General features: G+C 66.8%; 13 protein-coding genes. 2 read left to right on the top strand and 11 right to left on the bottom strand.

The genetic code is table 11. The features are described from left to right. Positions 1–63 precede the first annotated feature (63 nt). Positions 64–1,077, bottom strand: coding sequence for a flavin reductase (locus BP26_RS0120000; protein ID WP_036517470.1), 1,014 nt, complete (start codon positions 1,075–1,077; stop codon positions 64–66). A 306-nt stretch (positions 1,078–1,383) separates the two neighbouring features. On the opposite strand from BP26_RS0120000, the gene BP26_RS0119995 reads away from it, so the two are divergent. After that, positions 1,384–2,814 carry a WS/DGAT/MGAT family O-acyltransferase gene (locus BP26_RS0119995; RefSeq protein WP_029922335.1) on the top strand — a complete coding sequence of 477 codons (1,431 nt, stop codon included), beginning with the start codon at positions 1,384–1,386 and terminating at the stop codon, positions 2,812–2,814. A gap of 25 nt (positions 2,815–2,839) precedes the next feature. Here the strand turns inward: BP26_RS0119995 and BP26_RS0119990 are convergent, their stop codons facing one another. Further along, positions 2,840–3,160, bottom strand: coding sequence for a 2Fe-2S iron-sulfur cluster-binding protein (locus BP26_RS0119990; protein WP_029922334.1), 321 nt, complete (start codon positions 3,158–3,160; stop codon positions 2,840–2,842). 13 nt (positions 3,161–3,173) lie between these two features. Further along, positions 3,174–4,415 carry an NAD(P)/FAD-dependent oxidoreductase gene (locus BP26_RS0119985; protein ID WP_029922333.1) on the bottom strand — a complete coding sequence of 414 codons (1,242 nt, stop codon included), beginning with the start codon at positions 4,413–4,415 and terminating at the stop codon, positions 3,174–3,176. Between the two features lie 285 nt (positions 4,416–4,700). Between BP26_RS0119985 and rpoZ the strand changes: the two genes are divergently transcribed. After that, positions 4,701–4,964 (top strand): DNA-directed RNA polymerase subunit omega, encoded by a 264-nt coding sequence (gene rpoZ / locus BP26_RS0119980; protein WP_029922332.1) that lies wholly within the window; start codon positions 4,701–4,703, stop codon positions 4,962–4,964. Between the two features lie 46 nt (positions 4,965–5,010). Here rpoZ and BP26_RS0119975 read toward each other — a convergent pair whose 3' ends face one another. Genes BP26_RS0119975 through BP26_RS0119940 form a run of 8 tightly spaced genes read right to left on the bottom strand, consistent with a single transcriptional unit; the run spans position 5,011 to position 14,941 of the window. Continuing rightward, positions 5,011–6,909, bottom strand: coding sequence for a propionyl-CoA synthetase (locus BP26_RS0119975; RefSeq protein WP_029922331.1), 1,899 nt, complete (start codon positions 6,907–6,909; stop codon positions 5,011–5,013). Between the two features lie 45 nt (positions 6,910–6,954). Continuing rightward, positions 6,955–7,959 (bottom strand): alpha/beta hydrolase, encoded by a 1,005-nt coding sequence (locus tag BP26_RS0119970; RefSeq protein WP_051749210.1) that lies wholly within the window; start codon positions 7,957–7,959, stop codon positions 6,955–6,957. A 4-nt stretch (positions 7,960–7,963) separates the two neighbouring features. Then, on the bottom strand, positions 7,964–9,571 hold the full coding sequence (locus tag BP26_RS0119965) for an acyl-CoA carboxylase subunit beta (RefSeq protein ID WP_029922329.1): 1,608 nt from the start codon (positions 9,569–9,571) through the stop codon (positions 7,964–7,966). After that, positions 9,568–10,083 (bottom strand): acyl-CoA carboxylase biotin carboxyl carrier protein subunit, encoded by a 516-nt coding sequence (locus tag BP26_RS0119960; protein ID WP_029922328.1) that lies wholly within the window; start codon positions 10,081–10,083, stop codon positions 9,568–9,570. Before BP26_RS0119960 ends, BP26_RS0119965 begins: the two co-directional genes overlap by 4 nt. A gap of 1 nt (position 10,084) precedes the next feature. Continuing rightward, positions 10,085–11,629, bottom strand: a complete 1,545-nt coding sequence (locus tag BP26_RS0119955) for an acetyl-CoA carboxylase biotin carboxylase subunit (RefSeq protein ID WP_084183267.1) — start codon at positions 11,627–11,629, stop codon at positions 10,085–10,087. An 8-nt stretch (positions 11,630–11,637) separates the two neighbouring features. Then, a complete protein-coding gene (locus tag BP26_RS0119950; protein WP_051749209.1) occupies positions 11,638–12,348 on the bottom strand; it encodes a TetR/AcrR family transcriptional regulator in 711 nt (236 codons plus the stop codon). Next, on the bottom strand, positions 12,345–14,165 hold the full coding sequence (locus BP26_RS0119945) for an acyclic terpene utilization AtuA family protein (RefSeq protein ID WP_029922325.1): 1,821 nt from the start codon (positions 14,163–14,165) through the stop codon (positions 12,345–12,347). The genes BP26_RS0119950 and BP26_RS0119945 overlap by 4 nt, the downstream gene beginning before the upstream one ends. Continuing rightward, positions 14,162–14,941 (bottom strand): enoyl-CoA hydratase-related protein, encoded by a 780-nt coding sequence (locus BP26_RS0119940; protein WP_029922324.1) that lies wholly within the window; start codon positions 14,939–14,941, stop codon positions 14,162–14,164. The genes BP26_RS0119945 and BP26_RS0119940 overlap by 4 nt, the downstream gene beginning before the upstream one ends. Positions 14,942–14,971 lie beyond the last annotated feature (30 nt).

Here is a 14,971-nt window from a genome sequence, read left to right as displayed (position 1 = left end):
CCTCCGCCTTGCCTGACGCGATTTTGGACTGCAACGCAGGTGCGATTCATTCTGTTACAGGCTCTAAGGCGTCGGCGCCTTCGACTCCGCCGAAGCATCCCATAGCGCCGCCGACTCCGGGTCGATCACCCCGAGCAGCCTGTTCAGCAGCGATTTCAGCACCGGCGCCTCGCCCGCCCCCAGGCGCTCCAGCACCTGCGACTCCACCGCCTTGGCGGCGGAGATCACCCGCAGGGCCGCCTCGCGGCCGGCGTCGGTGAGTTCGTACGCCGGGCCCTCGACGCCTGCTTCCGCCACCGCTTCCCGCGCCAGGCCGTGCTGCACCAGGGACTTGATGGCGCGATGGCTGTTCTCGTCGAGCACGCCGGCCATGCCGGCGTCGAGGTCGCGCACCGTCATCGCCCGCTTCAGGGTCAGCGAAGACAGCACGTAGAACTCCTGGTCGGTGAGATGCGCTTCCTCCAGGTGGCGGCGGATCTGCGCGAACATGCGGAAATGGCTGCGCCCGAGCAGATAGCCGAGGAAGTCGTCGCCGAAACTGCCTTCCAGATAAGCGCTGCGCGGCTTGACGCCGAGCGGATCGCGCCGCGTGGCATGGGCATAGCGGCCGCCGTGGAACACCAGCGGCGCGGCCTCGTTGCGGTCGAAAGCCAGCACCTCGCCCAGGAAGATGACGTGGTCGCCGCCCTCGTACTGGAACGCGGTGCGGCACTGGAAACGCGCCGAGCAGCCTTTCAGCAGCGGCACCCCGCCGACGCCGGACTCGATGTCCAGCCCGGCGAACTTGGATTCGCCGCGCCTGGCGAAGCGGGCCGACAGTTCCTCCTGGTCGGTGGCCAGCACATGCACCGCCCAGTAAGGGGCGACACGGAAGGCCGCCAGGCTCATCGAGGTATTGGCCAGGCTCCACAGCACCAGGGGCGGGCTCAGCGACACCGAGTTGAAGCTGTTGGCGGTGAGGCCCATCGGCGTGCCGTCCGGCGCGCGGGTGGTGATGATGGTGACGCCGGTGGCGAAGGAGCCCAGCGCCTTGCGGAACTCGGCGGCGTCGAAAGCGGCGGTGCTGTGGCCTGACAAGGCGGTCTCCCGGCAAATGCGGTCAGTAGGCCGCAAGGATACCGCAGGCGCGGGCGGCATTCTTAGGCCGGACAGACTATGTGGCCGGGGCTCCTCCGGCGCCGGTTATATGGCCGGCCACAGGACCTTCACCCGAAGGGGGCAGTGCGGAAATACGCACCTTTCACCCCCTTTCCAGTGCTGGCGCGGGGAGCCCGTTTCAGGCACCGTAGCAGGCACAAGGCGGCCTCGGAGAGAGAGCCGCCGGGATTCCCGGCGCAGGACGCCGGGGACCAGCGGTTTCCGGTGCGAGGGGAGGATTGATCGATGAAGCGTCTGAGCGCAATGGACGGGGCATTCCTGCGGATGGAATCGCCGCGCACGCCGATGCACGTGGCCGGGCTACTCACCTTCAAGCTGCCCGAGGATGCGGCACCCACCTACCTGCGCGACCTGTTCGCCTTCATGCGCAGCCAGGCCGTGACCATGCCGCCGTTCAACGCGCGCATCGTACGCAAAGGCCTGTCGCGCCTGGCGCCGGCCTGGGAAGATGCGCCGGACATCGACATCGATTACCACCTGCGCCACTCGGCGCTGCCTTTCCCTGGCGGCGAGCGCGAACTCGGCGTGCTGGTCGAGCGCCTGCATTCGCACCCGATGGACCTGAGCCGTCCGTTGTGGGAGTGCCATTTGATCGAGGGCCTGGAAAACCGCCGCTTCGCCGTCTATCTCAAGGCACACCATGCCGCCATGGACGGCATGGGCGCCCTCACCTTCATCCGCAACTGGCTGTCGCCGGACCCGAAATTCGCCAATGCCGCCGGCCCCTGGGCCTTGTCGCCGAAAATGAAGCTGAAAGTCGACGAGGACAAGCCCCGCGCCGACCTGCTGCGCCGCACCCTGGAGCTCGCCGGCGGGCAATTGCGCAGCAGCTCGGAACTGGTGCGCACCCTGCGCAAGATGAGCGTGCAAAAGGACAATCCGGAAGGCGGCCTGATGTCCGCCCTGCATACGCCGCGCACCGTGTTCAACGCGGCGATCACGCCGCAGCGCCGGCTGGCGACGCAGCTGTACGAGCTGTCGCGCTTCAAGGCGCTCAGCGCCGTCACCGGCGCCACCGTCAACGACCTGTCGATGGCGCTGTGTGCCGGCGGCATCCGCCGCTACCTGCTGGAACTCGACGCCCTGCCCGAGCTGCCCCTGGTGGCCTCCTTCCCCATCGGCCTGCCCCGTACCGACGGCAAGAGCGGCAACGCCGTCGCCGGCTTCGTCTGCCCCCTGGCCACCAACGAGGCCGATCCGCGCCGCCGGGTCGAGCTGATCAATGCCGTCACCACCCGCACCAAGGCGCAGATGAAGGAGATGTCGCCGGCCGCCCTGGACAAGCTGACCCTGCTCGGCATGTCGCCGCTGATCCTCGGCCAGATGACCGGTCAGCTGTCGAAGTGGCCGCCGTTCTTCAACCTGGTCATCTCCAACGTCGTCGGCTCACGCGAGAAACTCTATTTCCGCGGCGCGCAGATGGAAGCGATCTATCCGATCTCGGTCCTGTTCGACGGCTACGCCCTCAACGCCACCATCGTCGGCTACGCCGACCACATCAGCCTGGGCTACACCGGCTGCCGCAACGCACTGCCGCGCCTGCAACGGCTGGCGGTGTATTCAGGGGAGGCGCTGGTGGAGATGGAGCAGGCTTATGGGCTGGCATCGCCGGCGAAGACCAAGGCCGCGCGTAAACCCCGAAAGCCCAAAGCCTGACGGCGGCAGGCACTGAAAGGAAGAACTAGAGCTGCCCCGCCGGAATGCTCACCACCAGTCCTTCGATGGCATCGGTCACCTTGATCTGGCAGGACAGCCGGCTCAGCGGCCCGGGCTCCACGGCTCCTTCCAGCATGCCCTGCTCCATCTCGTCCGCCGATTCCAGACGACCATACCAGTCCGCATCGACGTAGACATGGCAGGTGGCGCAGGTACAGCAGCCGCCGCACTCGCCGATGATGCCCGGCACATCGTTCCGCGTGGCCACCTCCATCACCGACAAGCCGAGCTGCGCCTCGACCACATGCGCCTTGCCGTCGGGTTCGAGGAAAGTGATGGTGGGCATGCGCGGACGGGTCTCAGGCAGCGGCAGGCAGCAGGCTCTTGAGCGGCACCGCTTCGTCCGCCAACACCTGCGGATCGACCACGGCACGCATTGCCACCAGCTTCTTGGCGAACATGAAATCCTGCGGACGGCCCACCGTATCGGCGGCGATCAAGCGCCCGTCCTTGAGGTAGAAGGCGGCGAAGGCCCGGGCATTCAGATCACCGCGCAGCACCATGCGGTCGAAGCCGGCGGAGAGCCCCACCATCTGCAGCTTGAGGTCGTACTGATCGGACCAGAACCAGGGCACCACGTTGTAGACCTGCGCCTTGCCCAGCAGGCCGGCGGCGACCACACGGCCCTGTTCCATCGCGTTCTGCACCGATTCCAGGCGCAAGCGGCAGCCGTAGAATTCATTGGGATGGTTGGCGCAGTCACCGGCTGCGTAGATATCCGGATCGGCAGTACGGGAGTACTCGTCCACCACGATACCGTTGTCCACGGCGAGGCCGGCCTGCTGCGCCAGTTCGACGTTGGGCACCTGGCCGATGCCGGCCAGGATGAAGTCCGCGGCGATGCGGCTGCCGTCGCCCAGCAGCACATGCGTCACCAGAGGCTCACCCTCGAAGGCGGTGATCTGTACGCCGGTGCGCAGATCGACCCCGGCCTCGCGGTGGATGCGCTCGAAGAAGGTGGACACCTCTGGCACCGTGACCCGCGCCAGCACTCGCGGCAGGCCTTCCAGCACCGTGACCTTCATGCCCAGCTTGATGGCCACCGCCGCCACTTCCAGGCCGATGAAGCCACCGCCGATGATCACCGCGCTCTTGCCGTCGAGGCAGTGCGTGCGCATGGCCTGCACGTCGGCGATGCTGCGCAGCGGGAACACATTGGCCCGCTCCGCGCCCGGCAGGCTCAGCACGCGGGCGCGGCCGCCGGTCGCCAGCACCAGCTTGTCGTAATCCAACACGCGGCCGTCGGACAGGTGCAGTTGCTTGGTGGCGCGGTCGATGCGCTCGGCCCGCACTCCGCCAATGAATTCGATACGCGCCTTCTCCAGCCCGGCCGGCGGCAGGATATACAGGCTTTCCTCGGTAGCGGTGCCGCTCAGATAGGCCTTGGACAAAGGCGGCCGCCGGTACGGCACATGGGTTTCCTCCCCAACCAGGACAATGCGCCCGGTAAAGCCCTGCTTGCGCAGTTCGCTGGCGGTTTCACCACCGGCCTGTCCGGCGCCGACGATGACGATGGTCTGGGTTGCGGCTGATTCGCTCATAAGGCCTTTCTGGCTGCGGTGACGGATGCGTGCACCAAGGGGCCCGATCCGCGCCGTTGCGGCCAGTGTGGCGGAAGCCGCATCTGCGCGACATCGGCCGTTTGGGGTAGTGCGACGGCCGATACCTTACTGCATTTGGATGCGGCGGAAAATGGCTCACAGGCCCGTCCCCGGCCCGCTTTGACGCTGGCGCAGGGCTGCGCGCGGCGCGCGGCGCCGTGCCATCCCGCCCGCGGCCTGTATACTCCCCCTACCGTGCTCTTGCGGCGTTTCCCGTAACTCCCCATGGCGCGCGTAACCGTAGAAGACTGTCTCGCCCGTATTCCCAATCATTTCGACCTGTGCCAGATCGCCGCCAAACGCGCGCGCCAGCTGGCCCGCGGCGCCGAAGCCCACCTGCCGTGGGGCGACCACAAGTCGACCGTGCTGACCCTGAAGGAAATCGCGGGCGGCTACATCACCAACTCGGTGATGAGCGAAGCCGACCTGCCCGCCATCCAGGTTTCCAAGATGGATCTGGAACTGCCGGAACTGGCGCCGGACATCTAAGCCGGCCGCACCTGCTCCATCCCGACTGGATGGAGCAGCTTCCGCATCAGGCTTTGTCTCGCGCGTATCCCAGCCCTTTCAACGCCGCACCGACCTCTTCGAGGATCTTCGGATCGTCGATGGTGGCCGGCAGGTTGTAGCTCTGGCTGTCGGCGATGGAGCGCATGGTGGCGCGCAGCACCTTGCCGGAACGCGTCTTGGGCAGGCGCGGCACCACCACCGCCTGCTTGAACGCCGCCACCGCGCCGATCTGCTCGCGCACCCGCGCCACCAGTTCCCGCACGATTTCCTCCGGCGCCCGTTTCACGCCGGATTTGAGCACCACGAGCCCCAGGGGCACCTGCCCCTTCAGCGCGTCGGCCACGCCGATTACGGCGCATTCGGCCACGTCCGGATGGCCCGCCAGCACCTCTTCCATTGCACCGGTGGAAAGACGATGCCCGGCGACATTGATGATGTCGTCGATGCGCGACATCACCCAGAGATAACCGTCCGCGTCGATATAGCCGGCATCGCCGCTGAGGTAGTAGCCGGGATAGCGCGCCAGATAATTGTCGCGGTATCCCTGCTCGTTCTGCCATAGGGTGATCAGCGTGCCCGGCGGCAAGGGCAGCTTGATCACAATATTGCCGATGGTACCCGGCGCCACCTGCTGCCCGGCCGGATCCAGCACCCGGATGTCGTAACCCGGCACCGGCACCGCGGCCGAACCCGGCTTCACTTCCATCTCCTCGATGCCGCGGCAGTTCGCCGCCGCCGGCCAGCCCAGCTCGGTCTGCCACCAGTGATCGACCACCGGCACCTTGAGCTTTTCCTGCGCCCACAGGATGGTGTCCGGATCGCAGCGCTCGCCGGCCAGGTACAGGGCCTCGAATTTCGACAGGTCGTACTTGCCGATCAGCTCGCCGCGCGGATCTTCCTTCTTGATGGCGCGGAACGCCGTGGGCGCGGTGAAGAAGGTCTTCACGCCGTGCTCGGCGATGACGCGCCAGAACGCGCCCGCATCCGGCGTGCCCACCGGTTTGCCCTCGTACAGGATGGTGGTGCAGCCGCGCAGCAGCGGCCCGTAGACGATGTAGGAATGCCCCACCACCCAGCCGACGTCGGACGCGGCCCAGAACACGTCGCCAGGCTGCGCGTCGAATACCGCCTGCATCGAATACCACAGGGCCACGGCATGGCCGCCGTTGTCGCGCACCACGCCCTTGGGCTTGCCGGTGGTGCCGGAGGTGTAGAGCACATAGAGCGGATCGGTGGCGAGCACGTCGGCGCAGGCCGCCGGTTCGACGCCGGTCTGCGCCTCGTTCCAGTCGAGGTCGCGCCCGGCGATCAGCGACGCCGGGCATTGCGGCCGCTGCAAGACGATGCAGCGCGGAACCTTGTGCTCCGCCAGATGGATCGCCTGGTCCAGCAGCGGCTTGTATTCGACCACGCGGCCCGGCTCGATGCCGCAGGACGCGGACACCACCAGCACCGGATGCGCCGCGTCGATGCGCTTGGCCAGCTCCGGCGCGGCGAAGCCGCCGAACACCACCGAGTGCACTGCGCCGATGCGCGCGCAGGCGAGCATGGCGATGGCCGCCTCCGCCACCATCGGCATGTAGATGATGACGCGGTCGCCCTGCTTCACGCCCTGCCGCAGCAGCGCGCCGGCAAACAGGGCGACGCGGTCGCGCAGTTCGCGGTAGGTGAAGCGCGTGATGCTGCCGGTGACCGGGCTGTCGTGAATCAGGGCCAGTTGCTCTCCGCGCCCTTCGTCGACGTGGCGGTCCACCGCGTTGTAGCAGGTATTGAGATGGCCGCCGGCAAACCAGCGGTACATCGGCGCGGTGGAGTCATCCAGCACCCGCTCCCAGGGCTGGTCCCAGTACAGGCCTTTGGCCTGCTCGGCCCAGAATGCTTGCGGGTCCTTCAGCGACCGCTGGTGAATGTCGATATGCCGCATGGTGTTTCTCCTCCGCTACCGCATTTTGTGTGACAGCGCCTGCCCTCAGCCGCCCGTCCCGAGGTGCCTGGCCATGAAGGCCACGATATCCTCCCGCGCCTGCCGGACCTCAGGGAACCAGTTCTCGAACAGCGGAAACGCATGCGGCAGCACCGGCCATACCTCAAGGCTCACATCCACGCCGTATTGCTCGGCATTGCGGGCAAACAGGACAGTATCGTCCAGCAGCACCTCCGCCTCGCTGGCCAGCAGGTACAGCGGTGGAAAGCCGGTGCAATCCGCGTACAGCGGCGACAGCTCCGGATCGGAGGTATCCATGCCGCCGGCGTAAAGCTCGCTCACCCGCGCCAGCGAGGCCATCGCCAGAATCGGGTCGCTATGCATGCGCAGGGTGCGCGAAGGCGGCGCGTGCACCCGGCCCATCTCCGTGCCCGGCGAGACCGGCACGCCGCAGGCCGGCATCGGCAGACCGGCTTTGCGGATGCGCTGCAGCAGGCCCAGCAGCAGGTTGCCGCCGGCGGATTCGCCGCCCAGGGCGATGCGCTCCGGCGCGTAGCCCAGGTCCAGCAGGCCGCGGTAAGCGCGCTCGCAGTCGTCCAGCGCGGCGGGAAACTTATTGAACGGCGCCAGGCGGTAGTCCGGCAGGAAGCCGACCGCGTCCAGCGCCCGGCAGATCTTCGCCACGGCACGCACATGCACGTCCGGCACCGCCGGCAGGATGAAGGCGCCGCCGTGCAGCCACAGCACCACCCTGCGCTTCGGATCGTGCGCGCCGCCGATGAAATGCCCAGGCACCCGGCCAATGACGCGGTAGTCCACCGGCAAGCCGCTGCTATCGCGGCACACGCGCGCGGCCAGGGATAACTGGAGACGCGCCATCCGCTTGTTCGAACCGCCCAGCATCCAGCTCAGCATCGGCCGCAGGAAGCGGCGCATCAGCCAGATGATGAAACGGCTGCGGCCGCCGATCCGCACCGGCTTGAGCCTGATTTCCGCCTCGGCGGTGGTCGGCAGGCCCGCGGGCGGGGGTGAGGCGGGCTGCTGGCTCATGGCGTCACATCCGGAAGATGCCGTAGCGGGGATCGCCGATCGGCGTGTTCAAGGCGGCGGAGATGGCAATGCCCAGGGCATTGCGCGTATCCACCGGATCGAGGATGCCATCGTCCCAGATTTCCGAGGTGGAGTAATAGGCGCTGGACTTGCGCTTGAACTCCGCCACCACCGGGTCGCGGATGGCGGCCACGTCCTCGGCGGTGAGCTGCTTGCCGTGACGGGCCAGCTGGCGGATCTTGACGTCGGCCAGGGTGTTGGCCGCCTGCTCCGCACCCATCACCGAAATCTGCGACTGCGGCCAGGAGAACAGGAAGCGCGAATCGAAGGCGCGGCCGGACATGCCGTAGTTGCCGGCGCCGAAGGAGCCGTTGCACATGACGGTGAACTTGGGCACCTCGGAATTGGACACCGCCATGATCATCTTGGCGCCGTCCTTGGTGATGCCGCGCTGCTCGTATTCCTTGCCGACCATGAAGCCGGTGATGTTCTGCAGGAACAGGATCGGGGTCTTGTTCTGGTTGCACAGTTCGATGAAGTGCGCGCCCTTCAAGGCGCTGTCGTTGAACAGCACGCCGTTGTTGGCCAGGATGCCGATCTTGTAGCCCCACAGGTGGGCATAGCCGCAGATCAGGGTCTTGCCGTAGGCCGGCTGGTATTCATGGAAACGACTGCCGTCGACCAGGCGCGCGATCACCTCGCGGATATCGAAGCCCTGTTTGATGTCGCGCGGCAGCACGCCGTACAGCTCGGCCGGATCGTAGAACGGCGCCTCCGGCGGCAGCCACTCGATGCGCGTCTTGTCCGGCCGCTTGAACTGGGCGACGATGTCGCGGGCGATGGCGATGGCCTCTTCCTCGCTGGACGCGGGATAGTCGGCGGTGCCGGAGATGCTGGTGTGCATATCGCAGCCGCCCAGCTCGTCCACCGTCACTTCCTCGCCGGTGGCGGCCTTCACCAGCGGCGGCCCGGCCAGGAAGATGGCGCCGGTGCCGCGCACGATGACGTTGTAATCCGACAGGCCCGGCACATAAGCGCCGCCGGCCGTGCAATGCCCCAGCACGATCGCCACCTGCTGCACGCCCATCTTCGACAGCATGCACTGGTTGCGGAAGATGCGGCCGGCGTAATACTTGTCGGCGAACAGCTCGGCCTGCAGGGGCAGGAAGCCTCCCGCCGAATCGCACAGGTGCACCACCGGCAGGCGGTTTTCGATGGCCACGTCGAGCGCGCGCACCGTCTTCTTCACCGACAGCGGATACCAGGCGCCGCCCTTCACCGAGGCATCGCCGGCATTGATCATCACCTCGCGGCCGGAAACTACGCCGATGCCGGTGACCACACCGGCACCCGGGACGTCACCCTCGTAGGCCTCGTTGGCCGCCAGCGAAGACAGCTCCAGGAACGGCGTGCCCGGATCGAGCAGCTGCTTCAGGCGCTCGCGCACGAACATCTTGTCCTGCGCCTTGAGGCGCTGGATGTCCCGCTCCGGCCGCTCGTGGCGCACCTTGTGTTGCATCGCCTTGAAGGCTTCCACCAGCTTGCGATTGTGCGCGGCGTTGGCCTGGAATTCGGCGGAGGCGGTGTTGAGTTTCGATTCCAGACGTTTCATGATTTCTTGCCCTCGACGACCATAGCAACCAGGCTGAGCAGCAGGGCATCGCGATCAAAGGTCTGCCCGATCGCGAAATGCACCGTCTCGATCACGCCGTCACGCGGCGCGGCGATGGTGGTTTCCATCTTCATGCTCTCCATCACCAGCAGGGATTCGCCGCGCGCCACGGTCTGGCCCGGTTTGGCATGCAGAGCCACCAGGCTGCCCGGCATGGGCGCCCGCACATGATCCTCGGCCGAGCCCTGTGCCTGCGCTGCAAGACGCTGCAGGGGATGCTCGTAGCGCAACTGGTACCCCACGCCGCCGAGATGGATGAACACGTCATCGCCGCGCGTCGCCACCAGCACCTTTTCGCTGCGGCCGTTGACCGTCAGCACGGCCGAGCCGTCATCTTCCAGGTGCAGATTCACCGGGATGGTGCGATCCGCCAGGTGCAGGCGATAACCGGCGGGAGCACGGGACAGTTCCAGGTTGTATTCGTTTTCTTCGAGTTTGAAGGCGTGGTGCATGTCAATTGCTCCAGCTGCCGATGGCGGCATGCATGTCCGGCACCAGGTCGGCGACATCGCGCATCGGCTTGGTCATCAGGGCGGAAGCGGCCAGCAGCTTGCATAACGTGGCCTGGTCCAGCTCCGGCTGTGCGGCGATCTCCGGGTGTGCATCGAGGAAGCCGGTATGCACCTGCCCGTCGACAAAGGCACGGTGATTGAGCAGGCGGCGCAGGAAAGCGGTATTGGTGATGCAGCCGAGCAAGGCATATTCCGCCAGCGCCTTGTCGGCGCGGGCGATGGCTTCGGCGCGGTTCCTGCCGGTGACGATAAGCTTGGCCAGCATCGGGTCGAAAGCGGCGGTGACGTCCTGGCCTTCGACGATGCCGCTGTCGACGCGCACGCCCTCGCCCTGCGGCGGCCGCAGCAGCAGCACCGGCCCGGTGGTCGGGGTATAGCCGCGCGAAGCATCCTCGGCATAGATGCGGAATTCGATCGAATGCCCGGTGGAAGTGACCTGCTCCTGGGTGAAGCCGAGTTTCTCGCCGGCGGCGACGCGCAGCTGTTCCAGCACCAGGTCCTTGCCGGTGATCATCTCCGTCACCGGGTGCTCCACCTGCAGGCGCGTGTTCATCTCCAGGAAATAGAACTCGCCGCCCGCACCGAAGATGAATTCCACCGTGCCCGCATTGCGATAGCCGGCTTCGCGCGCGATGCCGGCCGCCGTTTCGCAGATACGCTTGCGCAGTTCCGGGCTCAGTGCGGGTGAAGGCGTTTCCTCGACGATCTTCTGGAAGCGCCGCTGCACCGAGCACTCGCGCTCGAACAGGTGCACCACATTGCCGTGGGCGTCGCCCAACACCTGCACCTCGATATGCCGCGGATTCTCGATATAACGCTCGACGTACAGCCGCCCGTCGCCGAAGTAGCGCTGCCCTTCGCTGCGCGCGCGCTCCAGTTCGGCCTTGAGCTGGCCGGGCTCGCGCACGATGCGCATGCCCTTGCCGCCGCCACCGGCAGCCGGCTTGATCAGCAGGGGGAACGGCACCTTGAGCGCACGTTCCGCGAAAGTCGCAGGATCGTCGTCCTCGATGGCCGAAGGCGCTACCGGGAAGCCACCCTTCTCCACAAAGGCGCGGGCGCGCACCTTGTCGCCCATCAGCTCGATCTGTTCCGGCGTGGGGCCGACAAAGATCAGGCCGGCCTCGGCCACGGCACGGGCGAAGCCGGCGTTCTCGGAAAGGAAGCCGTAACCCGGGTGGATTGCTCCGGCGCCGCTGCTTTTCGCAGCCGCGAGAATCTGTTTGGCATCAAGATAAGCCGCAACCGGCGTAGCGCCAGTGATCTCGATGGCCTGGTCGGCCAGTTGCACCGCCGGCGCCTTGCGGTCGGCGGCGTGATATACGACGACGCCTTCCAAGCCCAGGGCCTGCACCGTGCGCAGGATGCGCACCGCGATCTCGCCGCGATTGGCGATCAGCACCGAGCGGAACGGCCAGTTCGCGGCGCGAGCGCGTGTTGCCTGGAGTACCGCCGGATCGGGCACTGAATTCGTAGTGTGGTTCATGGTTGTATTCACTTGGTTGATTTGGAACGCGGCGACAGCTTGCGCTCCATGCGATCGACGATCTGCGACAGCCGCTGCGTTTCCCGGCCGAGGTCGGCCGCCGGGCGTTGCACGGCGATGCCATCGCAGACGATCAGGGTGATCTGCTCGGCGAGGCCATCGACATCCAGCTCGCCGCGGCCGCAGATGAAGTTCCAGGCGTGGTGCTCGATGCCGCCGTAGATCATGTCGCGCAGCAGGGCCAGCGGAACGTCGGCACGGAACTCACCGGCTTCCACCCCTTCCTTCAGCACGTCGACCAGGAACTGGGTATAGCGCCGGTTCTTGGCATAGACGGTGGAGCCGTGATAATCCTGCTCGGCGCGCACTTCGCGGAACATCAGTCGGCATAACAAGGGATATTCATGCACCGAGCGCAGATGCCGCCAGACCAGCAAGCGCAGGCGCTGGCGCGCGCCGGCAACGCCGGCGAGGTCGCGCTCGTAGTCGCCGAACAGCTCCTCGTACCAGTGTTCCAGCACCTTGAGCAGCAGCTCGCGCTTGCTCTCGAAATACTTGTAGATGGTCCCTTCGACGATATCCAGGCGCGCCGCGATCTCCGACACCGCCGCGGCCTCGTAGCCTTTTTCACAGAACACGTCGCGCGCGGCCTGCAGGATGTCGGCGACGCGCTGCTCGCGCCCCAGCCGCACGATCTTCCTGGTGCCGGCGCGGCTCATGTCAGTTCCGCCGCCTCAGCCGCTACCAGCCCCTGCTCGATCCACTGCACCGGGACCTGCAAGGGGAAATCCATCAGGATCTGCGCCAGCATCTTGCCCTGCGGGTCATAGCGCAGCGAGGCCATCCCGCCGCCGCCCAGTGCCTCGTGCAGCAGGAAGTTGAAACCGTGCAGGCCGGGGATCTCGAAGCGCTCCACCCTGCCGCGCACGAAATGCGCGAAATGGCGCGTCACCGCGTCCGCATCGAGCTGCGCGCGCAGCAGCGGCGCGAACTCCGGCCGCCGCGCCAGCACGCCGATGTTGGCGCTGTCGCCCTTGTCGCCGCTGCGGCCATAGGCCAGGGCGATAAGGGGCAGTGTCTGCGTCGGCCCAGCGGGAATGGAGCCGGTGGTGATGGTCGTTGCGGCTGCCGGTGACGAAACCGCCCCCTGTAACTGCGCCGGCAGGTCAATGGCCTTGCCATCCAGCTCCGCGGCGATCACCACCGAGCGCTTGGGCACCAGGCAGGAAAACAGCCGCACCAGCGGCGTCACCGAAGGCCGGCCGCCGGCAAAACCGGTGATGCCCTGCGCCATCGACGTGGCGGAAGGCAGGAACTCGCGCGAGAAGATTTCCAGCGCCGCCTTGTCGGCATGGTGCACCGACAGCTTCAGGATGACTTCGCGGGTACCTCGTGCGCGCGCCTGCTCACCCCAGTTGGCCTCGGCACCCAGCACTTCGATATCGCTGCGGAGGTAATCACCCAGCTTGCGCTCGCCGAAGATGCGGCGGGTACGGCGCAGGATCGCCCCCGCAGTAGCCTCCGCGCGCGCCACCGCGTCACGGCCGCCGATCATCATGGTGCCGGTGGCGCGGAAACCGTCCTGCCAGGTGGCGGAGACCTTGTAGCTGTCGGTTGGCGCGCGGCCCTTCGCCCCGCGAACCTCGACCCGGTCGGAGCCGGCCTGGCGCAGGCTCAGTTCGCGCCAGTCGCAGGTCACATCCGGCAGCAGGTAGGACGCCGGGTCGCCGATCTCGTAGACGACCTGTTCCGCTACGGTTTCCGGCGCTACGCGACCGCCGGTACCGGTCGGCTTGGTGGCGACGAATGAACCGTCCCGCGCTACCTCGGCAATGGGAAAACCCATGCGGTCCCAGTCTTCGACTGTGCTCTTCCAGTCGGTGACGATGCCGCCGGTGGCCTGGGTGCCGCATTCGATGACGTGGCCGGCCAGGCTCCCTGCGGACAGCAGATCGTAGTCCGTCGCCTTCCAGCCGAATTCGTGTATCAGCGGCGCCAGCGCCAGGGCGCTGTCGACGCAGCGGCCGGTGATGACGATGTCGGCGCCGGCATCCAGCGCCGCGGCGATGGGAAACGCGCCAAGATAGGCGTTGACGCTCCAGGGCTTGTCCGGGAACTCGCCGCCGCTGAACATTTCGCGGATGCCCTGCTGCTTCATTTCCGCCGCGCGCGGCAGCAGGTCGTCGCCGGTGACGATGCCGATGCGCAGGTCGATGCCCACCGCCTTCAGCTTGGCCGCCAGTACTTCCTGGCAGGCCTTGGGATTGACGCCGCCGGCATTGGTGACGACGCGGATGCCGTGCTGCTTGATCTGCGGCGCCAGGCGCGCGATCACATCGGGGAAGTCGGTGGCATAGCCGGTGGCGGGATCCTTGGAGCGGGCCCGCGCCAGCAGCGACATGGTGATCTCCGCCAGGTAATCCAGGATCAGGTAATCGATCTGCCCGGACTCGACCAACTGCTTCGGCCCCTCGCCGCTGTCGCCCCAGAAACCGGCGCCGCAGCCGATGCGGACCAGTTGCTTCGTTCCGCTCACTTGCCGCTCCACTTGGCCGGGCGCTTCTCCTGGAACGACAGCTTGCCCTCACGCGCGTCGGAGGTCGAGGACATCACCGGCACCATTGCCTGGGAGTATTCCAGCGCCTCACGCAGCCCCATGTCGCGGGTAGCGTTGAAGGCCTGCTTGCCCAGGCGCACGGCGGTGGGCGACTTGTCGGTGATGCGCTTGAGCAGCCAATCCAGCTTGGCGTCCAGCTCGGCGCGCGGCACCACGTAATTGAACAGGCCCATCTCCAGGCCGTCGGCGGCGCTGAACTGCTCGCCGGTGACGCACAGCTCCTGCAGCTTGCGCGGCGGCAGCACGCGCAGCATGAACGGCAGGATCATCATCGGCGTCACACCGATCTTGCTCTCCGGCGTACCGACGCGGATGTCGTCGGCGGCGATGGCCATGTCGCAGGCACAGAGGATGCCGAAGCCGCCGGCCATGGCATGGCCGTTGACCCGCGCCACGATCGGCAGGGTGCATTCCTGGATGCGCTTGAACAGGTCGACGATGTAGTGGCGCGGGCGCGAGAAATCGACATCGAAAGCGCCGCCCTGCACGTTCTTCTGCAGGTCCGCCCCGGCGCAGAAGGCCTGCTCGCCGGCCCCGGTCAGGACGATGGCGCGGCACTCGCGGTCTTCGACGGCTTGCGCAATGCCGGCGTCGATGGCCTTGACCACCTGCTCATTGAGCGCGTTGCGGCGCTCCGGACGGTTGATGGTGATCCACTGCACCGCGCCGCGGCGTTCTATCAGTACATCCGACATTGCTCTCTCCGGCTTTTGCATCGCTTTTCG

Source organism: Nevskia soli DSM 19509 (assembly GCF_000711955.1).
Lineage (GTDB): Bacteria > Pseudomonadota > Gammaproteobacteria > Nevskiales > Nevskiaceae > Nevskia > Nevskia soli.
The sequence above is the reverse complement of the archived record's forward strand: the minus strand, read 5'-3'. Positions and strand labels throughout refer to the sequence as shown.